The following is a 23108-nucleotide window of genomic DNA, read 5'->3' as shown; positions in this document are numbered from 1 at the left end:
TGAGGGGGCGGTCAGGCTCGCGGTCCGGGTCTGCCGAGCAGTGCGGGTACGTCCCAGTCTGCGGCGACGTCCGCGGTGTGCGCCCCCGGTGGCGCGGGCGGCCGGCGCAGGGCGGCCGGGGTGGCGGAGAAGCGGGGTGCGGGCGCCGGCTGGACCGTCCCGGCGTCCTCGGTGAAGGTGCCCCGGGCGGACAGCTGCGGATGCCCGGGTGCCTCCGCGAGCGAGAGTACGGGGGCGACGCACGCGTCGGTGCCGGTGAACACGCCGGTCCACTCGTCACGGGTGCGGGTACGGAACCGGGCGGCGACGGCGGTGCGCAGCGTCTCCCAGCGGGCCGGGTCGGCGCGCAGCGCCGCCTCGGGGCCTGACAGGCCGAGCAGCGCGGCGAATTCGTCGTAGAACCGCTGTTCCAGGGCGCCGACCGCCATATGGCCGCCGTCCGCGGTCTCGTACACGCCGTAGAAGGGCGCGCCGCCGTCCAGCAGGTTGGCGCCACGGCGGTCCTGCCAGGCGCCGGCCGCGCGCATGCCGTGGATCATCGCGGTCAGGTGGGCGGTGCCGTCCACGACGGCCGCGTCCACCACCTGGCCGCTGCGGTGTTCGCGGGCGTGGTGCAGGGCGGCGAGCACGCCGGTGACGAGGTAGAGGGAGCCGCCGGCGTAGTCGCCGAGCAGGTTGGCGGGGGCGGACGGCGGCCCTTGCCTGCCGCTCAGGGCGAGGGCGCCGGTGACCGCGATGTAGCCGATGTCGTGGCCCGCGGTGGCCGCGAGCGGTCCGTCCTGGCCCCAGCCGGTGATCCGGCCGTAGACCAGCCGGGGGTTGCGGGCCAGACACGCGTCCGGGCCGACGCCGAGCCGCTCGGCGACCCCGGGACGGTAACCCTCGATCAGGATGTCGGCGCGTTCGGCCAGGCCGAGTACGGTGTCCGCGCCGTCGGCGGCCTTGAGGTCGATCAGGACCGAGCGCTTGTTGCGGTTGGTGACGTCGCGGGCCGGGTCGATGCCGAGGCCGGGGCCGCCGGGCCGGTCGACCCGGACCACGTCGGCGCCGAGGTCGGCGAGGAGCATGGCGGCGAACGGGCCCGGCCCGATCCCGGCCAGCTCGACGACGCGGATGCCTGCCAGGGGACCGGGCCCGGCGGTGGCCGGCGCCCGGTCTGACAGTTCTGATGTCACATCAGCGATGCTAAGAACGTGTTCCAGTTTTGGCAAGGGCCGGCTGAGCGCTTGCTCAGCCGGTCCCCCGGCCGGCCGCGCCCGCCCACGGAGCGTCAGGGGTGGCAGTGGTCCTGGTGGTCCGCGCCGCCGTGGCCCTGTTCCGCCGGCAGGTCGAGCGCCGGGTTGCGGTCGAAGAAGCCGGTCGGCTTGAGCGTGAAGCCGCACACGTCGACCGGCATGACCGGCCAGTCCTCCAACCGGGGCAGGTGGGTGGGGCCGAACGAGTGCCAGAGCGTGAGGTCGGTGTTCTCCAGCGACTCGCCCGGCTGTGCCCAGCTGACGACGCCGGTCCTGCCCGGGTGCTGGTTGGGGTAGTCGCCGTCCGGGTAGTGCCGCTCGGGCCGGTAGCGGGTCACCCAGAGGTTCCGGGTCGCGTACGCCACCCGTTCGGCGACCGGCGAACCCGGCTGCGCGAGCAGCAGCGGGTTCTGCTCGGGCAGCAGGGTGTACGCCACCGGGCGGCCCATCCGGTTGAGCGAGCCGGGGTTGGCGATGCGCCACCGCCGGCCGGCCGAGGCGTCCGCCACCCGGCCGCCGTCGCCGCTGTCGGTGATCGGGGTGGCCCGGCTGGTGAACGCGTTGCCGTTGGGGTTGTCCGGCCCCATCGGCACCCGCACCACGTCGACTTCCTCGACCGTGTTGGCCGGGCCGTCGACCGCCACGTCGAGCCGGGCGCAGAACAGGTGCTGGTGGTTGGGGGCGAGCAGCCCGGGTGCGATCTCGGTGCCGTACGGCGAGTCGGTGCCCGCTGCCACGGCCGAGGTCTGGACGAGCCCGGTGGCCTTGGCCTCGAAGGCGATGGTGCCGTCCTGGTGGAGGTACCAGTAGAAGCCGTAGTCGTAGTTGCCGAGGGTGGCGATGTACGAGATCACCAGGCGGCGCGAACGGCGGCTGTCCACGGCGAAGTCGTCGAAGATGTTGGTGTGCTTCCAGAGCAGCCCGGCGTCCTCCTCGTGGATGCAGATCGCGTTGGGCAGCGGCTCGGGGCGGCCGTGGTCGTCGGTGAGCAGCGCGTCGACGTAGGTGATCTCGCCGAGGCAGTCGCAGCCCAGCCGCAGTGAGTTGGCGTTGCGGCCCAGCAGGTACTCGCCGGCGTCCAGGTAGCAGACCCAGTTGCGGGCCGCGTCGGGTTCTGCGTACGGCACCGCCATCTCGGCGATCGAGGCGCGGTGCAGCACCGGCCGCTCGCGGTCGCCGTCGCGGTGGGTGAGCTGGTGCAGCACCAGGCCCTCACGGGCGTTGAAGTCCAGCCGCAGCCGCCAGTTCTGCCAGCTGAGCACCGGTCCTTCCAGGGTGAAGGACGGCCCCTGCGGCTGGGTGATCTCCAGCGGGCGCAGGTCGGTGCGGGCCGGGCCGGTGAACTCGGCCTCGTAGCGCCCGCATTCGGCCGGGGTGGGGACGACGCCGGTGTCGATCAGCCGCAGGACCCGGCGTTCGGTGAGGTCGACGTCGGCGACCAGGCCGCCGACCGGGTGCGCGAACGGGTTGTCGCTCTCGGAGCAGCGCAGGAAGGTCAGCGAGCGGAGCATCCGGCGGCCGGTCTCGGCCGCGATACCGAAGTTGCCGGCCGCCAGCGGCGCGGCGATCACCAGGGAGAGGTCGGTGACACCGCGGTCGGCCATCGCCTTGCGCCAGCCCGGGTCGGCCTTGACGATCTCGTCGCAGGATTCGTACTCCTCGAAGAGCAGCGGCGGTTGGCCGTCCGTCGCCGCGTCGAGTTCCCGGTACGACAGCAGCAGCCGGGCGGTGACGTCCACCAGTGCCTCGGCGCCGCGGCCGGTCGCGGTGTCCAGCAGGGTGACCCGGACCCGGCGGGAGAAGGGGTCGCCCTCCCGGTGGGCGTGGACCGTGTGCCGGTCCGGCTCGTCGCAGAGCACCAGCGGGAAGCGGGTGCCGGCGGTGACCCGGCCCTCGGCCACCAGCACCTCGCGGGCGGTGGTGATCTCGGCGGCGGTGAGCGGGTCGAGCGGGTGCGGGGCGGCTGACGCGGTCGTGGCCGCGGGGTCGGTGGAGCCGATGGAGCCGGTGGAATCTGTGGAGTCCGTGGAGCAGCAGGTCATGGCGCGTCCCGAGGGCCGAGGGCGGAAAGGGGACGGCCCGCCCGCGCCCGGGTGGGCGGGGCGGGCCGTCGGAGGTCGTTGTCAGGCGGTCGGCTCCGCGGCGGAGGCCGCCTTGTCGAGCTGGAACGCCTCGTTGCCCTGGCCGATCCGGGCGTGTGCGGTGGGGTTCTTCACCTTCAGCACCGTGCCGTAGACCAGGCCGAGCAGGGCGGCGATCCCGACGATGCCGGGCAGCCACCAGCGCAGGCCGTAGCCCGGGTCGACACCGAGCAGCACCTTGAAGTCCTTCACCGCGTAGAACGCGATGACCAGCAGGGCGACAGCCGCGACGGCGGAGGTGGCCAGCCGGAAGGCCTGCACCCGGGCGGCGCCGCGCTTGATGAAGAAGACGATGATCGCGATGGACGACACGGCCATCAGCAGCACCACGCCGAGCGCGCCGACGTTGCCCGCCCAGGTGAACAGCCGCAGCATCGGTGCGAACGACGGGTCACCGCCGGGCTTGTTGTCGGTGACCGCGAAGGCGATGACGACCACCAGGGCGATGACGGTCTGCATCATCGAACCGACGACCGGGGCACCGCCCCTGCGGCTGGTCCTGCTGACCGCGTTGGGCAGCAGACCGTCGCGGCCCATGGCGAAGGCGTACCGGGCGACCACGTTGTGGAAGCTGAGCAGCGAGGCGAAGATGCCGGTGATGAAGAAGACGTTCAGGATGTCGGTGAAGGTGTTGCCGATCCGCGCCTCGTTGAGGTCGAAGATCATGGTCGGGCTCTTCCGCGAGGCGTCGACGACACCCGACGGGCCGGCCGCCACGGTGATCGCCCAGGCGCTGAACGCGAAGAACAAGGTGGCGAAGCCGACCGCGAGGAACATCACCCGGGCGACGACACGCTGCGGCTTCTCGGTCTCCTCCGCGTAGACCGGTGCCTGTTCGAAGCCGGTGAAGCCGGCGATGCAGAAGCAGAGCGCGGTGCCGAAGCCGGCGCCGGTGACGGCGTCGGGCGAGAAGGCGTGCAGCGAGACGCCCTGCGGGCCGGGGTCGGAGAGAAAGCTGACGTCGAAGATCACGATGAGCGCGGTCTCGACGAGCAGCAGCACGCCGAGCACCTTGGCGTTGACGTCGATCTTCAGCGCGCCGAAGACGCCCGCGACGACCACACCGCCGAGGGCCGGCCACCACCAGTCGACGGTGTGGTTCCAGTGCACGGCGATCTGGCTGGAGATCTCGAAGCCGAAGATGCCGTAGATGCCGCACTGCAGGATGCTGTACGAGGCCAGGGCGACATAGGAGGCCGCGGCGCCGACGGTGCCGCCCAGTCCACGGGCTATGTAGGCGTAGAAGGCACCGGCGTTGTGCACATGCCGGCTCATCTCGGCGTATCCGAAGCTGAACAGGACCAGGACGATGCCGAGGATGAGGAAGATCAGCGGCACGCCCACGATTCCCACCGCGGCGAAGGTGGTGGGCACCACGCCTGCGATCACCATCAGCGGTGCGGTGGCCGCGAGGACCGACAGGAGGAGACCCGGAGTACCGATCCGGTCCGCGCGCAGTGCACGGTCCTCACCCTTGAACGTGCTGATCTCGGTGGTACTGCCCGTCAGCATGGCTGCGGTTCCTTCCGGTGGAGGCGTTGCGGATGCGGGACTTACGAGGAACCGAAACCGAGCGCGTAGTTGCGCGCGGCGCGGAATGTCTTCTTCGGGTCGCTGTCGAGATACGCCCACGGAACACGTGTCGCCTGCGGCCCGATCCGGTTGAAGAGGGCGGCGGCGGCGACCGTGTCACCGGAGTGGAATTTCGCGAATGCCAGGTAGTTCAGGTCCAGTGCGAGCCGCGGGTGCTTGCGCTCGTCCCAGTCCAGCCACCAGTCGAAGGCGGCGCGCATGGCGGTGCGGGCCCGCGGGCTGTTCCAGTAGGCCAGCCGGGACGGGTCGGGGGGCAGCGCCCCGGAGGCGGCCAGCGCCCGGTACCGCTCCACCAGGGCGACCAGCGGCAGCACCTTCAGCGGCGAACCGGGTTCCGCCTCGCCCGCCGCCCACTCGGCGAACTCGTACACCTCGTGGAAGGGGTCGTCCCCGTCGGTCTTCTGACGCTCCGCCAGGCACTGGGTCATCAGGTAGTGCGCGTGGTGGTGGCCGCGGTGCCGGCCGCGCACCTGGTCGAAGGCGCGCACCTGCTCGTCGTCGGTGCCGGTGCGGCGGGCCAGCACCAGCAGGCCGAGCCAGGGCGTCGGGTCGGCCGGGGTCATCCTGGCCACCCGCAAACACGCGTCGCGGGCGGACTCGGCGCTCTGCTTGCCGATGGCGGCGCGGAAGACAGCGGCGGAGGCGGTGAGCGCGGCGGCGTCGGCGCTCTCCGGCTCGGCCAGTTGCCACTCGTCGGCCCAGGCCGCGGTGGATTTTCCCTCGCCGAGTACAACCAGACGGTGCCCACGGCTGTCCCACTCATCGCCGGTACGGGCGAGGAGCGCACGGACCCCGTCCCAGCGCCCCTGCGTCAGGGCCGCGCGGGCGGTGACGAGTTCCTCGTCGCCGAAGGCGGGGTCAAAGGCCACGTCGTCCTTGCCACGCGTGAAGCGGAAGGGTGGCGGCGGTGGGGTCATCCGCGGGCAGCCCTCCACGGCAGCGCGTTACGTCGAGTGATCGCGAACAGCCAACCGGTAGGCGGCAGTCTGCTACAAGCCCGCATCTGTTGTCTCGGTGTAGTCCCGTATCGTTACCGGGGTTTGGAACGCGAACAGGCACTGGTGGCGCGCTGCCGGGTTGGCGCGCAGGGCAGGATCGCTGATAAGCGAAAGCCTGATCGCAGGCAAGCGGGGCAGCACGGGCGTGCGACGGCAGGGCGTGTGGGGCGCCGTGCAGGGGGGACCGGACGGAATGGACGGCAGCAACGTGGCAGCGGAAGGCTCCGCCGCGTCCGCGCACCCGCTCGCCTATGTGCGGCGAAGACATGGCTGGAGCTACCAGGACCTGGCGCGGGTGATCGCCGACCACGCCAGGGCCCTCGGGGTGCCGATGGCGGCCCGCCGGGAGAAAGTCTGGCGGTGGGAGCACTGGGGGGTGGTGCCGGAGGCCGACAGCCAGCGGGCGCTGGCCCGGGCGCTCGGCATCCCGCCCAGGGAGCTGGAGTTGCGCCCCTGGCCACGCTGGCTGCCGGCGCACGGCGGTATGCCGGACGGTCTGCCCTGGACCGCCGGGGGCAGCCTCGACGCGCTCACCGCCCTGGTGGACGACGGCGGTTCGGATCCGCGCGGCTTCCCGATCACCGACGGGACGGGGCTGCGGGACGCGATAGCCGACTGGGACGCGGCGGTGTCGCAGGCGGCGCCGGCCGCCGACGCCGACACGGCTGCGGGCGCGCGGACGTCGGCGGTTCGGCCGCCCGGTGCGCCGGCGCCGGGTCGCCCCGAGACCTCCCGCGGCCGCGCCGCCGGGCGGGTGCCGGCGCAGAGCGCCGGGCCGGCGTGGGAGCGGGGGAACTCCCCGGAGGTGGTCGACGGCCCGGTCGTCGCGTGGCTCGAAGCGGGCGTGCTCGGCCTGCGGCAACTGGACGACCGGCTGGGCGGCGGCGCCGTACGGCAGCGGGTGGAGGCCGATCTGCGCCTGGTGCACGGGCTGTTGACCCGCGGTACGCAGCCGCCCGCCACCCGGGCCCGGCTGCTGGGGGTGGCCGCCGACCTGGCGCAGCTCGGCGGCTGGGCGGCCACCGACACCGGGCGCCACAGCGCCGCGCAGCGGCACTATCTGACCGGGCTGCGACTGGCCCACACCGCGGGCGACCGCGGCATGGCGGTCTCCTTGTGGAGCGGCCTCGCGCTGCACGCGGTGATCGCGGGCCGCCCGCAGGACGCGGTGGCCGCGGCGGAGGCCGCCGTCCGGGCGGCCGGCGGTACTCCCCCGCTGGTACGGGCGCTGGCCGCCAGCCGGCTGGCCCGGGCGGAGGCCGCCGTCGGCTCCGACGGGGGCTTCCGGCGGGCCGCGGCTGAGGCAGAACGCCGCCTCGAAGCGGCCGGCCGGGACGAGGCACCGCAGTGGCTGTACTGGTTCGACGGCGCCGAACTCGCCGCCCAGAACGGGCAGTCGCTGCTCGACCTCGGGCAGCCCGCAGAGGCCAGGCCACTGCTGGAGCGGGCGCTGGCGACACAGTCTCCGACCTTCCTGCGGGACCGCAGCCTCTATGCCGCACGGGCCGCCGAGGCCCGGGCGGTGACCGACGACATCGACGGCGCGCGGGTGCTCGGCCGGGAGGCCGCCCGGCTCTCCCGGCAGTGCGGCTCCCCGCGGCTGGCCGCCGCGCTCGACGCCCTCAAGCCGCACCTCGATCTCCGCCCCTGACACCGCGGAACGCGGACGGTGCGGTGTCACCGGCCGCCGGCTCAGACCCGGCGCAGTCTGATCACCGGAATGTCCCGGTCGGTCTTTTCCTGGTACTCCGCGTAGGGCGGGTACACCTCCAGCAGGTGCGGCCAGACCCGGGCCTTCTCCTCGGGCGGGAGCACCTCGGCGCGGGCGGTGAACCGCTCGCCCAGCACCCGCAGATGCACCTCGGGGTTCTCCTGGAGGCTGAGGAACCACTGGGGGTGCTCGGGTGCGCCGCCCTTGGACGCGACGATCAGGTAGTCGTCGCCGTCGCGGCCGTAGATCAGCACGGTGCGGAGCCAGTCGCCGCTGCGGCGGCCGAGGTAGTCAAGCAGCAGGCAGGGCGAACCGTTCAGGTCGGTGGCCTCGGTGCCGTCCGACTCCTCGTAGCGGGTGGCCTGTTCTGCCACCCAGCTGGAGGGGCTGATCTTCACGGTGGCCGGGTCGTATGCGGTGGTCATGCGGGTGCCTCCGGGGCGCGGTCTCACGTGGTGGTGATCACCACTGTAAGGTCATCCGCCCGCATCGGGGCAGCTCACAACCCCGGTGCGCCCCAGACCGGGAACCAGCGGGACAGATCGTTCTCCAGGCGCAGGTCGTTGACGACCAGCGCCTTGATCTGCAGTTCCAGCGCGCTGTCCCGCTTCTCGCCCGGCAGCGGCGCGAACGGGTAGAAGGAGCCGCGCTTGTAGAGATAGACCAGCGCCAGTGAGCGGCCGGCCGGGTCCTTGAAGCCGACCAGCGAGCAGAGCAGCTGCGGGCCGAAGCCGCGTTCCTCCAGTGCGGAGTTGATCGCGTGCAGATCGGTGACGAGGTCGGTGACCGCCTCCGGGTCGTGCCGGGTCAGCAGCCAGGTGTAGCCGTACGTGTCCTGGGACGTCTCCACCGGCACCAGTGCGCGCAGGTCCTGCTGCATCTCGGCGAAGGCGCCCCCTTCGACGGCGGCGAAGCAGACCGAGCCCAGCCCGGTGGGCCGCAGTTCGCTCGCCGCCCGCAGCGTGATCGCCGCGGAGCTGAGGCCGAAGAGCTGGTCGAGGTCGGGGCGGACCGGTCTGGTCCGCCCCAGCAGCACATCCAGCAGGCCCATCAGCGGCGGTCCAGTTCGAGGGTGATCCTGCCGAGCTGGGCCAGGCGCTGTTCGATTGTGGGGTGGGTGGCGAAGAGCCGGCCGAGGGAGGCGCCGTTGGTCAGCGCGGGGGCGAAGAAGAAGGCGTTGAACGGCTCGACCTTGCGCAGGTCCTTGGTCGGGATGGCGGCGATCTGGCCGCTGACCTTGGTGAGCGCCGAGGCGAGGGAGGAGGGGCGGCCGGTGAGCAGCGCGGCGCTGCGGTCGGCGGACAGCTCGCGGTAGCGCGACAGCATCCGGGTGAGCAGGAAGCTGATCACGTAGACGACCGCGGCGACCAGCGGGACGAGCACCGCGAGAGCGGCGGTGCCGGGGTCGCGGGCCCGGCGGAAGCCGCCCCACAGCCCGATCCGGGTGACCACGCCGGCCAGGATGCCGAGGAAGGAGGCGATCGTCATCACGGCCACGTCCCTGTGCGCGACGTGCGAGAGCTCATGGGCGATGACGCCTTCCAGCTCGTCGGGCTCCAGCCGGCGCAGCAGGCCGGTGGTGGCGCAGACCATGGTGTTCTTCTGGTTGCGGCCGGTGGCGAAGGCGTTGGGCACATCGGAGTCGGCGATGGCGACCCTGGGCTTCGGCAGGTCGCCGAGCGCGCAGATCCGGTCGACGACACCGTGCAGTTCGGGTGCCTGCTCGGGGGTCACCTCATGGGCACCCATGCTGAAGGCGGCGATCTTGTCGCTGAACCAGAACTGTGCAATGAACAGCACGGCGGCGATGATCAGGATCAGCGGCCAGGCGCTGTTCAGCAGGACGAGCAGTGCGCCGACGAAGACGACATAGAGCAGCCCGATCAGGAACATCGTGACGACCATGCGTGTCGTCAGTCCTCGATCCGCCGCGAAGCGGTTGCGGTTCATGGCCCCTCCCGAGTCGTGCGGGGCGCGGGTCGCAAGGCCGCGGCCCGACATACTCCGTGGGGTTGGTACAGCCCGTGGGTCGTATCTACCCATGGTTGCAACGACCAGCACACCCCGAACCGTTCCGCACTTCGGGTGGCTTACCGGAGCTTTACGATTCCCCGGCCGGCCCACCTCGGCGACATGCACAGATATGCACTGATTGCATGAATTGTCACACGTGACACGGTCAGCTGCGTACGTCGAGCACCAGCTTGCCGACCGTGCGCCGCGCGCGCAGGTCCTCATGAGCGCGGGACGCTTCGGAGAGCGGGTAGATTCCGCCGAGCTGGGGCCTGAGCCGGCCGGCCGCGACCATGGTGAGGAGTTCGGCTATCGGCTCGCGGTACATCCCGGGGCGCCCCAGGCAGTGCGCGAGCCAGAAGCCGACCACCGCGCGGGAGCGGCCCATCAGCTGCGCGGGCCGCACCGGGGTGGCCGGGACCCGGGAGGCCATGCCGTAGGTGACCAGCCGGCCGAAGGCCGCGAGCGCGGCGAGCGAGGCGTCGAAGACCGGACCGCCGGTCATCTCCAGCACCACGTCCACCTTCCGCCCGCCGTTCGCCTCGATCAGCCGTTCCTTGAGCCCGTCGGAAGCACCGTCGACCGCCACGTCGGCGCCGAGTTCCAGCGCCAGGTCGCGCTTGTCCTTGGTGGAGGCGGTGGCGATCACCCGCCCGGCGCCGAAGGTCCTGGCGAGCTGGACGGCCAGCGATCCGGTGCCGCCGGCCGCCGCGTGCACCACCACGCTCTCGCCCTCGGCGAGCCGGGCGGAGGTCCGCAGCAGGTGCCAGGCGGTGAGGCCCTGGACGACCACCGCCAGCGCCTGCGCGTCGGTGACGTCGTCGGGCACCTCGTGCGCCAGCCGCTCCTGGACGACCGCCCGCTCCGCGTAGCCGCCGTTGTCGGTGAGCGCGACGACCCGGCGGCCGTCCGGGGTACGGCCGACCACCTCGGCGCCGGGCACCATCGGCAGCGCCGCGCGGGAGAGGTAGGAGTTCTCCACGGTGTGGGTGTCGGCGTAGTTGAGGCCCGCGCTGTCGACCGCGATGACCATCTGGCCGGGGCCGGCCACCGGATCGGGCAGTTCGACCTGCCGCAGCACCTCGGGGCCGCCGAACTCGGTGATCTGGATGGCACGCACAGGGGACTCCTCCGTCGGGGCCGGGGTCCTACCGGCCGGTAGGAACGCTCCCCAGAGACTACCGACTGGTCGGTATGCGACGCACGCCCCTGCGCTCAGCCGACCGGGAGCGGCCGCGCCGGCGGCGGGCCGACATAGCGGGCGGCCGGCCGGATGATCTTGCTGTCCTCGGCCTGCTCCAGGATGTTGGCGCTCCAGCCGACCACCCGGGCCGCGGCGAAGGTGGGTGTGAACATCTCCCGCGGCAGCCCGCACAGCTCCATCACCACTCCGGCGAAGAACTCCACGTTGATGTGGAGGTCGCGGCCCGGCTTGAGCTCCGCGAGTATCGCTTCGGCGCGCTCCTCGACCCGCACCGCGAAGTCCACCAGGTCGCCGCCGAAACCGCGGGCGATGCGCTTGAGCAGCCGGGAGCGCGGGTCCTCGGTGCGGTAGACGGGGTGGCCGAAGCCCATGATCCGGTCGCCCGCCAGGATGTGCTCGCGCAGCCAGCCGTCGATCCGGTCCGGGGCGCCGATGGCGTCGAGGGTGTCCAGCGCGCGGCTCGGGGCGCCGCCGTGCAGCGGCCCGGAGAGCGCGCCGATGGCGCCGACCAGACAGGCGGCCAGGTCGGCGCCGGTGGAGGCGATCACCCGGGCGGTGAAGGTCGAGGCGTTGAAGCCGTGGTCGACGGTGGAGATCAGATAGCTCTCGACCGCCCGCGCCCTGGCCGGCTCCGGCTCCTGCCCGGTGAGCATGTAGAGGTAGTTCGCCGCGTACGGCAGGTCCTCGCGCGGCTCGACCGGGTCGAGGCCCTGTCCGAGCCGGTGGAGGGCGGTGAGCAGGGTGGGGACGACGGCGCAGGCGGCCAGCGCGTCGGCACGGCGGCGCTCGGGGCCGAGGTCGTACAGCGGGCGGAATCCGGCGGCGGCGCCGGTCAGCGACAGGGCGGTCCGCAGCCCGGCGAGCGGCCCGGAGAGCGCGCAGCCGCGGGCCATGGCGGGCAGCGCGTCGCGCACCTCGGCCGGCAGCCGGCGCAGCGCGGCGGTCTCGGCGGTGAAGGCGGCGCGCCGCGCGGCGTCGGGCAGCGTGCCGTGAAACATCAGATGCCAGACGTCCTCGAAGGTGCGCTGCTCCGCCAGCTCGACGGCGGAGAACTCCCGGTAGTGGTAGAAACCCTCGGCGCCGCGGACGTCGCCGAGCACCGTGTCGGTGACGATCACGCCCTTGAGACCTCGGGGTACGTCGACGGGGGCGTTGTGTTCAGTGGTCGGCATCGTCTTCCTCCTTGACTATTGACTTGACTGTCCATGATTGATTGAGTGGCTGTCAATGTTGATTGAATCAATGTGTATGCGGCTGCGGATCCCGGTACGGTGAGCGCATGACGGAGGGATCGGCGGACCTGGCCGGCACGGGTGCGGACCGCGGCGACGACGGCCGGATCTCCACGCGGGAGGCGGCCGGGCGGCTCGGCGTCAAGCCGGAGACGCTGTACGCGTACGTCAGCCGCGGCCTGCTCGGCAGCAGGCGGGCAGTGGGCGGCCGGGGCAGCACCTTCGATCCGGCCGAGGTCGAGGCGCTGGCCCGCCGCGGCCGGCCGGCGCCGCCGGAGTCCGCCGGTGGTCCGAGCGGCGGGACCGCCGACGGCTGGGCGCAGGTGCGCACCGGGATCACGCTGATCGACACCGACCGCTACTACTTCCGCGGGGTGGACGCGGTCGCGCTGGCCGGGGCGTACTCCTTCGAGGAGGTCGCCGAGTGGCTGTGGACGGGGGTGCTGCGGCGCGGGGTGCGCTTCACCGCTCCCCCGCAGCCGCTGGCCGCCGCACGGCGGACGGCCGCTTCCCTGCCCGCCGACTGCGGGCCGGTGGACCGGCTGCGGGTCGCGGTGATCGCGGCGGCCACCGCCGACCCGCTGCGCTTCGACCTGTCGCAGGAGGCGGTGCTCGGCTCGGCCCGCGCGCTGATCCCGACGCTGGTCGACGCGCTGCCGCCGGCCGGGCAGCCGCAGCGCGCCGGCGGCCCGCTGGCCCGGCGGCTGTGGTCCCGGCTCACCGCGCGGCCGTCCGACGAGGCGTCGCTGCGGGTGCTGGACGCGGGCCTGGTCCTGCTCATCGACCACGATCTGGCTGCCTCCACGCTGGCCGCGCGGGTCGCCGCCTCCGCCCGGGCCAACCCCTACGCGGTGGTGTCGGCGGGGCTCGGCGCGCTCGACGGGCCGCTGCACGGGCAGGCCAGCGCACTGGCCCACCGGATGCTGGTGGAGGTGCTGGAGCGGGGCAGCGCCGGTCCGGTGGTGGCGGAGTACCTGCGGGCAGGGCAGCGGATCCCGGGTCTCGGCCACCGCCATTACCAGGGTGAGGACCCCCGGGCCCGGCTGCTGTTCACGCTGCTGGACCAGGTGCCGGCCGCGGCCGGGGCACTGGCCGCGGCCCGCGACGTGGTGGCGACCGCCGCCCGGCACAGCCCGCTGCACGCCAATGTCGATCTGGCCCTGGGTGTGCTCTCGGCGTCCTCCGGAATGCCGGTCCAGGCCGGCGAGACGGTGTTCGCGGTGGCGCGTACGGCCGGCTGGATCGCGCACGCGCTGGAGGAGTACGGGGAGCGGCCGCTGCGGATGCGGCCGGACGGTTCGTACGACGGCCCGCGCCCGGGCCGGCCGCTGCCGTGAGACGGCGGACGGGCCCCGCGGTCAGACGCCGGTGAGGCGGGGGATGCGGCCGACCAGTTCGGCCCACTCGGTGTCGGCCTGGCCGGGCACCATCCGGCCGGCCGACTGCCACTGGTCCACCAGCGCGGCGAAGACGGGGGCGTCGCGGCTCTGCAGAACCGTTCCCCCACGGGCGGTCCGCCATGGGCGGACAGGGTCCGCGTCGCCGGAGCAGTCGTCTTGTGCGATCCACTGCGTTGCTGCCATGTGCCGACCAACGAGATGACCGCCGGCATGCCACCGGGTGGCCGCTCGGCACCACTCTGATGAGTGAACCGGCGGTGCGGGAAGGAGCGGAATTTCCGCGCGGTGGTGCTCGTTGGGGGGGACATGAGCACTGTGGAGCTGACCAAGGAGAACTTCGACGAGGTCGTGTCATCCAACGACTTCGTCCTCATCGACTTCTGGGCCGACTGGTGCGGGCCGTGCAAGATGTTCGCGCCTGTCTACGACAAGTCGTCGGACAAGCACCAGGACCTGGTCTTCGCGAAGGTCGACACGGAGGCACAGCCGGAGCTGGCCGCGGCCTTCCAGATCCAGTCGATCCCGACGCTGATGATCGTCCGCGACAATGTGGCGGTCTTCGCCCAGCCCGGCGCGCTCCCCGAGCCCGCCCTGGAGGACATCATCGCCCAGGCCCGTGGGCTGGACATGGAAGAGGTCCACAAGTCCGTGGCGGAGGCTCAGCAGCAGGCCGAGTGACCCCGCTCGGACCGCGGAGCCCGGCGCCCACCGGATCCCGGTCCGCGGCGGCTTGACCCCATCACCGAATCCCGGCGGTGCCGGGCCGGACGCAGCCACATGCGGCCGGTCCGGCACCGCTTGTGCTTGCCCCGCGTGATGTTCTCGGCCCTTCGCCCGTCAGGGGGCACCTTCGCCGGCACCGGCACCGGCATTGTCAGTGGTCACGCATACCCTCAGCTGGTGGGTACCGGAACCGTCGCCGTAGTGGCCGATCCCGTGGGGAGCGGAGGCCGGCTCCAGGCTGTCCGGGAGACCGGGGAAGCCGCCGCCCCGGTCGAGGTGGTGCGGGACCTGGCCGGCGCGGTCGCCGCCAGGGAAGCGGCCCAGGGCCCGCGGTGGGTGTGGGCGGCGACCGACGAGATCTACCCGGGGCTGCTGGACCGCGGCGGGATCCGGGTCGCGCGGTGCCACGACGTCAAGCTGGTGGAGTCGCTGCTGCTCGGCCAGGAGGGACGGCACGGGCGGCCCCGGTCCCTGGGCGCGGCGTGGGCCCGGCTGAACGAGCTGCCGGAGCCGCCCGACGCGCCGGAGTCCGGCGCGGACGACCAGCCGGTCCTCTTCGCCGCCGACCGGCAGCATCTGCCGCAGGACACCGACCCGCTGACGGCTCTGCTCGCCGTGCACGCCGGCCAGCTCCGCCGGATCGCGGCCGGCGAACACCCGGACCGGATGCGGCTGCTGGCCGCCGCGGAGTCCGCGGGAGCGCTGGCCGCGGTGGAGATGGGCCGCGACGGCCTGCCGTGGAGCGCCGCCGCACACGACGAACTGCTCACCGGTCTGCTCGGCCCGCGCCCGGCCGGCGGCGCCCGGCCCGCCCTTCTCAACGACCTCGCGGCCCAGGTCCAGCAGGCGCTGGGACAGCAGGTGAACCCCGACTCCCCGGCCCAGGTGCTGCCCGCGTTCGCCCGGGTCGGCGTCCAGCTCACCAGCACCCGCTCGCACGAACTCCAGCAGACCGGACACCCGGCCGCCGCCCTGCTGCTGCGCTACAAGGAACTCTCCCGGATCCATGTCGCCCATGGCTGGGCCTGGCGCGAGCGGTGGGCGCCCGGCGGCCGTTTCCGGCCGGAGTACGTGGCCGGCGGCGTGGTCACCGGCCGCTGGGCCACCCGCGGCGGCGGCGCGCTGCAGATCCCCCGGCTGCTGCGGGGCGCGGTGGTCGCCGACCCGGGACACCGGCTGGTGGTGGCCGACGCCGGCCAGCTGGAGCCGCGGGTGCTGGCCGCGATGTCCGGCGACGCCGGCCTCACCCGGGCCGCGACGGCCGGCGACCTGTACGCGGCGCTGGCCTCGGACGCCTTCGGCGGTGACCGGCCGCGGGCCAAGATCGGCCTGCTCGCCGCGATGTACGGCGGCACCGGGGGTGAGGCGGGGCGGCAGCTCGCGGTGATGCGGCGCCGTTTCCCGGACGCGCTGGCGCTGCTGGAGACCGCGGCCCGCACCGGAGAGGCGGGCGGCGTCGTCCGCTCGCAACTGGGCCGTACCTCGCCCGCGCCCTCCGCCGACCGTTTCGCCGACGACCCCGACGACGGAGCCGACGGAGCCGACGGAGCCGACGGAGCCGACGGTGGTGACGGTGCCGGCAGCGCCTCCCGCGGCCGGCAGGCGGCCCGCTCCTGGGGGCGCTTCACCCGTAACTTCGTGATCCAGGCGAGCGCTTCGGACTGGGCGCTCGCCATGCTGGCGTCGCTGCGGCGGCGGCTGACCGCGATCGGCCCGCAGCCCCGGCTGGTCTTCTTCCAGCACGACGAGGTGATCGTGCATACGCCCACCCCGCTCGCCGCGGAGGTCGAGGCGGCGGTGACGGCGGCGGGCGAGGAGGCCCGCCGCCTGGTCTTCGGCACCACACCGGTGCCGTTCCCGCTGCACACGCACACCGTGGAGTGCTACCAGGACGCCAAGTAGCCCGGCTCCTGGGCCGCCGGCGTCACTTGTCGCCGGCGGCGTCCGCGTCCGCGGTGGCCGCCGCCGCGTCGGCGTCGTCCACCAGCTTGCGCATGTCGGCGAGCCGGGACGCGGAGCCGGCCGGGCTCGGGGTGCCCGCGGCCGGTGTGTGGTGCCGGCCGCAGCCGGCCAGCAGGGCCACCGTCAGTGCGGCGGTGGCGGCTGCCGCCGGCAGCCGTGCCGCGCGGGTCACGTGGCGTCCGCCGTTCCGCACCAGGTGCGCACGGCGTCGAGGTCGGCGCTGCGCTGATTCAGCGTCGGGACCAGCGACTTGCGGAAGGTCAGCTTGTCGTTGAGGTACTTCTCGACCGCGGTGTCCCCCTTCGCCGTGGCGTTGTCGACCCGCTTCTGCAGCCGGGCCACCGAACCCCGCACGGTCGCGGGGCCGTTGAGGCGCCTCAGAGCCCGGTCGATGCGGGCGTCGACCTTCGGCAGCCGTGTGCAGAGCGCTGCGGCGCCGTCGCCGGCGGGCGCCTTGGCGGTGGCCTCGCCGGGCGTGGTCGCACCGGGCGTGGGGGTGTTGGGCGCAGGGGTGTCGGCGGCAGCCGCGCCGGCGGCACCGAGCAGTGCGGCGGCGACGGCCGCGGTCACCGCGACCGCGCTTCGGGTGGTGCGCATGGTTCTCCTCCTCCGGGTCGGCAGGCGCGGTGGAGCGCCCGCCGGGCCGGAGCGTAGGAAGGGTCTTTGTGGAAACTCTGTGGGTCGCGGCGGAGCGCCCGCTGCCGGGTTCAGCGCGGCAGCAGACGGCCCTCGCGGCCGAGCAGGAAGCGTTTGAAGGCGGCGACCGGCGGGGTGTCGCGCTGACCGGCCGGCCAGGCGACGCCGATCTCCCGGACCGCCCGGACGCCGGTGACGTCCAGTTCGACCACTCCGGGCCGGGCGACCGTCGGCTGCGGCAGCAGGGCGACGCCCAGGCCGGCCGCGACCAGGCCGCGCAGGGTCTCGGCCTCTTCGCCCTCGAAGGCCACCCGCGGGGTGAACCCGGCCTCGGCGCACAGGGCGTCGGTGATGTGGCGCAGGCCGTAGCCGGGTTCCAGTGTCACGAAGGGTTCGCCCGCGGCCTCCGCCAGCCGGACCCTGCGGCGGCCCGCGAGCCGGTGGTCGGCGGGCACCACCAGCCGCAGCCGCTGCTCGTCGAGCCGCCGTACCACCAGGCCGGTCTCGTCCGGCAGCGGCGAGGTCAGGCACAGGTCCAGGTCACCGGCCCGCAACCGCTCCACCATCGCCTCGCCGTAGGTCTGCACGAGCTGGAAGCGCACCCTCGGGTGCTCGGCCCGGAAGGCGCGCAGCAGCGCGGGTACGGTCTCCGGCCCGAGCGTGTGCAGGAAGCCGAAGGCCACCCGGCCGGCGTCGGGGTCGGCGTCGAGCCGGACCGATTCCGCGGCGCGTTCGACGTCGGCCAGGGCGCGTTCGGCGGCGGCGCGAAAGGTGGCGCCGGCCCGGGTGAGCCGCAAGGTCCGCCCCTGCCGGGCGAAGAGGGTGACCCCGAGGTCGGCCTCCAGCCGGGCGAGGGTCCGGCTGAGGGTGGACTGCGGCATCCCGAGCTGTTCGGCGGCGCGGGTCATGTGTTCCTGCCGGGCGACGGCGACGAACTGGGCCAGCCGGGGGGCGAGCAGCGGCGCCCAGGCACCGCCGGACAGATCGGCGGCCGGTACGCCGGTCCGCACGAGTGGATTTGCCTCGCTCTCCTGCGGCATGCAAGCCCTCCATGGTGCGCTGATGCGTCAGTGGATCGATTCTGCACCTTCCCCGTATTGGACGCATCGAAAGCGCCGGCTCTAGCGTCGGTGCCATGAACCCCGCTGCCACCGGGGCGGCCGCACGTTCGCACGGGGACGCCCGGCCGCCCGCCCCCGCCGCCGACGACCGGCTCCGGGCGGGCACCGCCGCCTACCGCCGGGCGAACCTCGCGCTCTTCGCGGCCGGCCTTGCCACCTTCGCGATGCTGTACTCGACCCAGGCCCTGCTGCCGACCCTCTCCAGCGGGCTGCGGCTCTCGCCTGCGCAGGCCAGCCTGACGGTGTCGGCGACGACCGCGGCGCTGGCCGTCGCGCTGCTGCCGATGAGCGCCCTCAGTGAGAAGTACGGTCGCACCACGGTGATGACTGCCGCCGTCTTCGGTGCGGCACTGCTCGGCCTCGCGGTGCCCCTCGCTCCGGACCTCGGCACGCTGGTCGCCCTGCGCGCGGCCCAGGGCATCGCGCTCGCCGGCCTTCCGGCCACCGCGATGGCGTTCCTGGCCGAGGAAGTCCACCCCTCCGCCGTTCCGTCCGCGATCGGCCTCTATGTGGCGGGCAACTCCATCGGCGGCATGAGCAGCCGGGTGGCGGGCGGCGCGCTCGCCCAGGCCTGCGGGTGGCGCGTCGCGCTGCTGGTCCTCGGCCTGACCGCCCTCGCCTGCGCCACCGTCTTCCGGGTCCTCGTCCCGCCGGCCCGTCACTTCGTCCCGGGGCCGCTGCGTCCCGCCGCCCTGTGGCGCACCGTCACCTCGCACCTCGGCGACCCGCGTCTGCGGCGGCTGTACGCGGTCGGCATGCTCTTCATGGCGGTCTTCGGCGCGGTCTACACGGTGCTCGGCTACCGGCTCACCGGGGCGCCGTACCACCTGTCGCAGACCGCGATCGGCGCGATCTTCCTGGTCTACCTGGTCGGCACCGGGACCTCCGCGGCCTCGGGCGCCCTCACCGCGCGGATCGGCCGCCGCGGGGCGTTCTCGGTCGCCCTGGCCTTGTGCGCGGCGGGCCTGCTGCTCACCCTCGCGGGGTCGCTGTATGCCATCCTCGCCGGTCTGGTGCTGGTCACCGGCGGCTTCTTCATCGGCCACGCGGTCGCCTCCGGCGCGGTCAGCCGTACCGCGACCACCGGGCGCGCCCAGGCGTCGGCGCTGTATCTGACGGCCTATTACATCGGCAACAGCGTCGGCGGCCAGCTCGGCGCCCAGGCCTACCACCTGGCCGGCTGGGCGGCGACGGCCGCGCTGGCCCTGGCCGTCACGGCACTGGCCGCGCCGGCCGCGCTGCGAACCGGCTCACAGCGCCGCGCGGCCCGCGCGGTCACCGGCGTGTCCTAGGCCGGCGTCTTCGCGGGCCCCGCGGCCGACCGCCGGTGTCCCCCGCAGGCCGTTTCCGTACGGCGCCGGGTCCGGTGCGCTACGGGATGAGCACGATCTTCCCGCGGGTGTGCCGCTGTTCCAGTTCGGCGTAGGCGTCGGCGACCCGGTCCAGCGGATAGGTGCCGGCGATGGGCATCTCGATCGCGCCGGAGGCGGCCAGTTCGGCCATCTCGGCGAGGACCTCGCGGGTGGAGGCGTCCTGGCTGCCCTCGGCCTTGGTGCCGAGTTCCTGCGCTTCCTGGAAGGAGATGATCGTCTCGATGCGGTTCCTGGGGATGCCCAGTTCGACGGCGAGCCGGACGTACTGCGGGCCGAACAGGTCGATGAAGGCGGCGATCCCCTCGGGCGCGGCAGCCGTCAGGCGTTCGCCGAGGCCGTCGCCGTACGCCACCGGGGTCGCGCCGTGGGCCGTCAGCCAGGCGTCATTGGCGGGCGAGGCGATGCCCAGCACCCGGGCCCCGCGCAGCGCCAGGAGTTGCACCACGATCGACCCGACACCGCCGGCCGCGGCCGACACCGCCACCGTCTCGCCGGGTTTGGGGTCCACCGCCCGGACCGCCGCGTAGGCGGTGCACCCGGCGACATACAGCGCGCCGGCCACTTTCCAGTCGAGCCGGGGCGGCTTGGGGACCAGCTGCGTCACCGGCACCGCCACATGGGTGGCCTGGCTGGAGCGCCCGAAGGAGAAGCCCAGCACCTCCGCGCCGACGCCGAACTCGGTCACTCCCTCGCCGACCGCGGTGACCACGCCGGCCAGGTCACTGCCCTGCCCTGACGGGAAGGTCGCGGGGTACCTGTCGTGCATCGCCCCGGCCCTGACCGCCGCCTCACCGGGGTTGATCCCGGCGGCCTTCACCTCGACCACCACTTCGCCGGCCGCCGGTTCCGGTGTGGCCACTTCAGCCACGTAGAGGACATCCCGGTCGCCGTACCTGTCGAACCGCACCGCTCGTGTCATCACGTTCTCCTTGTCCGGCCTGTTCCCGTACGTTTCCGCCGATCGCGCCGTGGCCGGTCACCGGCCGTCCGCCGCGCCCCGGGTGCCTGCCCCGCGCAGCGCCGCGAGCGCGGCGCCCAGCTGCCGCAGCTCGTCGTCCCCGAGCGTTCCCCGGAACCACCGCTCCAGCTCCTGGTCGAAGACCCGTCCGGCGCTGTCCACCACGGCCCGCCCCTCGTCGGTGAGTTCCACCACGGAGGACCGCCGGTCCACCGGGTGGGGCCGCCGGGCGAGCTGTCCGCGCCGCTCGATCCGGTCCACCGCCTGGCTCGCCCCGCCCACCGTGATGGACAGGGCCGCGGCTATCTCGTTCACCCGGCAGCCGGGTGTGCGGGCCACCACGTTCAGGACGTCCAGGCCGCCCATCGACACCCCGCACTCCTGCCGCAGCCGCGCGTCCAGCCCGCTCCACAGGTCGGTCTCCAGGCGCACGAGATCGTCGAACAGCCGCCGCAGGTCCATGGACCCTCCGATGAGCAGAATGGATTAGCTCTAACTATATTAGCACTATCCTACTGCGTGATCGGAGGCCACGCCTCTCAGGACGGGGTGGTCGGTCCGGCCAGCCAGTCGCGGCGGCGCGGCAGCACGGCGGCCCGCTGCGGCAGGTCGAGGGTGAAACAGGCGCCCTGAGCGCCGTCGGGGCGGTCCGTCACGGTGATCGTGCCACCGTGCAGTGCGGTCTGCTGGCCGACGAGCGTCAGGCCGAGACCGGTGCCGGGGCTGTCGGGGTGCCGGTGGAACCGGTCGAAGACGTACGGGCGGGCGGCGGGCGGGACTCCCGCACCGTGGTCGGCGACGGTGAGGCGGACGGTGCCGGCCCCCGGCGGCCCCGCGGCGCCCAAGGTGATGTCGAGGGCGGCGGTGCCGTCCGGACCCGCGCCGTGGACGGCCGCGTTGGTGAGCAGGTTGTCGATCGCCGAGCGCAGGCCGGGCGGCCACCCCTGGACCACGCAGCCGGACCGGACGGCAAGGCGGACCCCGGCACCCGGGTGCTCCTTGCGGAAGTCGCCGACGGCCGCGTCCAGCAGGTCGGCGAGGTCCACCGGGACAAAGGCGTCGGCCTCCACCAGATCGCCCTGGGCGAGGGTGCGCAGCATGACCAGCAGACCGAGCAGCCGTTCGTGCTCGGCCCGCAGATCGGCGGCGATCTCGGCACGCTCGGCGGCCGAGGGCGCCGGATCCCCGTCGAGGACATCGAGGTTGATCCGCATGCTCATCAGCGGGGTGCGCAGTTCGTGGGAGGCGGCGGCCGCGAAGGAACGGGCGGTGGCCAGCGCCTCCCCGGTTCGGGCGGCCTGCTCGTCGTACCGGTCGAGCACGGTGCGCAGGGTACGGGCCAGGCCGTCGATCTCCGGGACACCGGTCGGGGTGTGGTCGAGGCGGACCGCGCTGGTCCGGGGGTCGATGCCGGCCGTCCGGCGCTCCAGGAGCAGCAGCGGGCGGGCCAGCCGGGCCGCGGCCAGCCACGCGGCGGCGCCTGCCACCGGGGCGGTGAGCAGCGCGACGGTGAGCACCCGCCGCCGTACCTGGGCGATCTGTGCCTGGCCCGCGGTGTCGGAGGAGAAGAGCCACAGCGTGCCGGCAGCGGCGGGCCGGGCCACCGTCACCGGGACCGCCAGCACCCGCCAGCTCTGCGCGCCGGCCCGGACGGTGACCGGCAGGGCCGCTGCCGGGGCGGCGGGCAGCGGCACGCCTGTGGCGGGCTGGGGTCCGCCGGAGACTGTTCCGCCGGGTCCTGTGACGCGGATGCCGACGTCGAGGGCGGCGGTGAAAAGCCTGCGCTGACGGGCCTGTTCGACGCTCGGCGGCCGGTCGTTGGCCATCGCCCGCAGCAGGTCGCGGGCCTGCGGTCCGACGTCCGCGGCGCGGGCCCGCAGATGGGCGTCCGCCGCACGGTGCACGTCGTCGCCGACCAGCCGGACCATGATCCAGCCGGAGGCGAGGACGAGCAGCGGGACGACGGCACCGACGGCCAGCGCGATCCGGGTGGAGAGCCTCATGCCCTTCGCCCCTCGCCGCCGGCCGGCCGCAGAACGAAGCCGACGCCCCGCACGGTGTGCAGGATCCGGGGACGGCCGCCTGCTTCGAGCTTGCGCCGCAGGTAGCTGACGAAGGTGTCGACGGCGTCGGTGCGGACGTCGAAGTCGTACCCCCAGACGCGGTCAAGGAGCTGGACCCGGGTGAGCACCAGGCCGGCGTTGCGGGCCAGGATCTCCAGGAGTTCGAACTCGCGCCGGGTCAGGTCCAGCGGCTCGCCGTCCCGGGTGGCGGTCCTGGCGGCCGGGTCGAGGACCAGGCCACAGGCGCGGACCTGGTCGTCGGGGCGGGGCGGCCGGCGGCGCAGCAGGGCGTGCAGGCGCAGCACCAGTTCTTCGAGGGCGAAGGGTTTGACCAGGTAGTCGTCGGCACCGGCCTGGAGCCCGGCGACCCGGTCGGCCACCTCGTCACGTGCGGAGAGCACCAGTACCGGCAGGTCGCTGCCGCCGTCGCGCAGCGTACGGCAGACCCGGATGCCGTCGACGCCGGGCATCGAGATGTCCAGTACGAGGATGTCGGGCGGTGCCGTGCCGAGCAGGTCGAGAGCGGCTGCGCCGCCCGCCGCCTCGGTGACGGTGAAGCCGCGCAGCCGCAGGCCCCGGCCGAGCGAGCGGCGGATGGCCGCGTCGTCGTCGACCACCAGCACCCTGCCCGCGCCGCCCCCAGCGCCCCCACCACCACCAGTTGTCGCCGTTTCCATCCGGACACACCTCCGCTCCCCGGCCGTGCAGCATGGTTGCATCGCGGGAACCATGACCGCACGGCGGG

At 73.7% G+C, this 23108-nt stretch carries 22 protein-coding genes; 5 read left to right on the top strand and 17 right to left on the bottom strand.

Annotated elements, in window-relative coordinates; all coding sequences use genetic code 11:
* Positions 1–11: 11 nt before the first annotated feature.
* From OG552_RS33870 to OG552_RS33855, 4 genes are all read right to left on the bottom strand, one after another.
* The gene (locus OG552_RS33870) at positions 12–1175 is read right to left on the bottom strand and encodes a CaiB/BaiF CoA transferase family protein (RefSeq protein WP_329139592.1); all 1164 of its coding nucleotides are present in this window, start codon (positions 1173–1175) and stop codon (positions 12–14) included.
* A 95-nt stretch (positions 1176–1270) separates the two neighbouring features.
* The gene (locus OG552_RS33865; RefSeq protein ID WP_329139590.1) at positions 1271–3277 is read right to left on the bottom strand and encodes a primary-amine oxidase; all 2007 of its coding nucleotides are present in this window, start codon (positions 3275–3277) and stop codon (positions 1271–1273) included.
* Positions 3278–3358: 81 nt separating this feature from the next.
* Positions 3359–4888: an APC family permease gene (locus tag OG552_RS33860; protein WP_329139588.1), complete on the bottom strand. Its 1530-nt coding sequence runs from the start codon at positions 4886–4888 to the stop codon at positions 3359–3361.
* A gap of 41 nt (positions 4889–4929) precedes the next feature.
* On the bottom strand, positions 4930–5886 hold the full coding sequence (locus OG552_RS33855; protein ID WP_329139586.1) for a hypothetical protein: 957 nt from the start codon (positions 5884–5886) through the stop codon (positions 4930–4932).
* A gap of 274 nt (positions 5887–6160) precedes the next feature.
* Here OG552_RS33855 and OG552_RS33850 point away from each other — a divergent pair, with 274 nt between their 5' ends.
* Entirely contained in the window at positions 6161–7618 is a 1458-nt protein-coding gene (locus tag OG552_RS33850) for a hypothetical protein (protein WP_329139584.1), read from the top strand.
* A 41-nt stretch (positions 7619–7659) separates the two neighbouring features.
* On the opposite strand, the gene OG552_RS33845 is transcribed toward OG552_RS33850, so the two are convergent.
* The 5 genes from OG552_RS33845 to OG552_RS33825 all read right to left on the bottom strand — a co-directional run bounded on the left by OG552_RS33845 (position 7660) and on the right by OG552_RS33825 (position 12067).
* Positions 7660–8103, bottom strand: a complete 444-nt coding sequence (locus tag OG552_RS33845; protein WP_329139582.1) for a nitroreductase family deazaflavin-dependent oxidoreductase — start codon at positions 8101–8103, stop codon at positions 7660–7662.
* 74 nt (positions 8104–8177) lie between these two features.
* Positions 8178–8729, bottom strand: coding sequence for a PspA-associated protein PspAB (pspAB, locus tag OG552_RS33840; protein WP_329139579.1), 552 nt, complete (start codon positions 8727–8729; stop codon positions 8178–8180).
* Complete coding sequence (gene htpX, locus OG552_RS33835) at positions 8729–9628, bottom strand: zinc metalloprotease HtpX (RefSeq protein ID WP_329139577.1); 900 nt, start codon at positions 9626–9628, stop codon at positions 8729–8731. The genes pspAB and htpX overlap by 1 nt, the downstream gene beginning before the upstream one ends.
* 229 nt (positions 9629–9857) lie before the next feature.
* The gene (locus OG552_RS33830) at positions 9858–10811 is read right to left on the bottom strand and encodes a quinone oxidoreductase family protein (protein ID WP_329139575.1); all 954 of its coding nucleotides are present in this window, start codon (positions 10809–10811) and stop codon (positions 9858–9860) included.
* A 95-nt stretch (positions 10812–10906) separates the two neighbouring features.
* Positions 10907–12067, bottom strand: coding sequence for a citrate synthase/methylcitrate synthase (locus tag OG552_RS33825; protein ID WP_329139573.1), 1161 nt, complete (start codon positions 12065–12067; stop codon positions 10907–10909).
* A 107-nt stretch (positions 12068–12174) separates the two neighbouring features.
* On the opposite strand from OG552_RS33825, the gene OG552_RS33820 reads away from it, so the two are divergent.
* Complete coding sequence (locus tag OG552_RS33820; protein ID WP_329139571.1) at positions 12175–13464, top strand: citrate/2-methylcitrate synthase; 1290 nt, start codon at positions 12175–12177, stop codon at positions 13462–13464.
* A gap of 21 nt (positions 13465–13485) precedes the next feature.
* Here OG552_RS33820 and OG552_RS33815 read toward each other — a convergent pair whose 3' ends face one another.
* A complete protein-coding gene (locus tag OG552_RS33815) occupies positions 13486–13710 on the bottom strand; it encodes a hypothetical protein (RefSeq protein WP_329139569.1) in 225 nt (74 codons plus the stop codon).
* Between the two features lie 123 nt (positions 13711–13833).
* Between OG552_RS33815 and trxA the strand changes: the two genes are divergently transcribed.
* A complete protein-coding gene (trxA, locus tag OG552_RS33810) occupies positions 13834–14205 on the top strand; it encodes a thioredoxin (protein WP_329139567.1) in 372 nt (123 codons plus the stop codon).
* 138 nt (positions 14206–14343) lie between these two features.
* Positions 14344–16152, top strand: a complete 1809-nt coding sequence (locus OG552_RS33805) for a bifunctional 3'-5' exonuclease/DNA polymerase (protein WP_443071226.1) — start codon at positions 14344–14346, stop codon at positions 16150–16152.
* Between the two features lie 22 nt (positions 16153–16174).
* Here the strand turns inward: OG552_RS33805 and OG552_RS33800 are convergent, their stop codons facing one another.
* From OG552_RS33800 to OG552_RS33790, 3 genes are all read right to left on the bottom strand, one after another.
* Complete coding sequence (locus OG552_RS33800; protein WP_329139563.1) at positions 16175–16384, bottom strand: hypothetical protein; 210 nt, start codon at positions 16382–16384, stop codon at positions 16175–16177.
* The gene (locus tag OG552_RS33795; protein ID WP_329139561.1) at positions 16381–16809 is read right to left on the bottom strand and encodes a hypothetical protein; all 429 of its coding nucleotides are present in this window, start codon (positions 16807–16809) and stop codon (positions 16381–16383) included. Before OG552_RS33795 ends, OG552_RS33800 begins: the two co-directional genes overlap by 4 nt.
* Positions 16810–16919: 110 nt before the next feature.
* A complete protein-coding gene (locus OG552_RS33790; protein WP_329139559.1) occupies positions 16920–17888 on the bottom strand; it encodes a LysR family transcriptional regulator in 969 nt (322 codons plus the stop codon).
* Between the two features lie 95 nt (positions 17889–17983).
* On the opposite strand from OG552_RS33790, the gene OG552_RS33785 reads away from it, so the two are divergent.
* Positions 17984–19261 (top strand): MFS transporter, encoded by a 1278-nt coding sequence (locus OG552_RS33785; RefSeq protein WP_329139557.1) that lies wholly within the window; start codon positions 17984–17986, stop codon positions 19259–19261.
* A gap of 79 nt (positions 19262–19340) precedes the next feature.
* On the opposite strand, the gene OG552_RS33780 is transcribed toward OG552_RS33785, so the two are convergent.
* From OG552_RS33780 to OG552_RS33765, 4 genes are all read right to left on the bottom strand, one after another.
* A complete protein-coding gene (locus OG552_RS33780; protein WP_329139555.1) occupies positions 19341–20261 on the bottom strand; it encodes an NADP-dependent oxidoreductase in 921 nt (306 codons plus the stop codon).
* Positions 20262–20318: 57 nt separating this feature from the next.
* On the bottom strand, positions 20319–20762 hold the full coding sequence (locus OG552_RS33775; RefSeq protein ID WP_329139553.1) for a MarR family winged helix-turn-helix transcriptional regulator: 444 nt from the start codon (positions 20760–20762) through the stop codon (positions 20319–20321).
* A 77-nt stretch (positions 20763–20839) separates the two neighbouring features.
* Positions 20840–22303, bottom strand: a complete 1464-nt coding sequence (locus tag OG552_RS33770) for a sensor histidine kinase (protein WP_329139551.1) — start codon at positions 22301–22303, stop codon at positions 20840–20842.
* Positions 22300–23040: a response regulator transcription factor gene (locus OG552_RS33765; RefSeq protein WP_329139549.1), complete on the bottom strand. Its 741-nt coding sequence runs from the start codon at positions 23038–23040 to the stop codon at positions 22300–22302. The genes OG552_RS33770 and OG552_RS33765 overlap by 4 nt, the downstream gene beginning before the upstream one ends.
* Between the last annotated feature and the right edge of the window lie 68 nt (positions 23041–23108).

This window comes from Streptomyces sp. NBC_01476, assembly GCF_036227265.1.
GTDB lineage: Bacteria > Actinomycetota > Actinomycetes > Streptomycetales > Streptomycetaceae > Actinacidiphila.
This window is presented reverse-complemented; position numbering and strand designations above follow the sequence as displayed.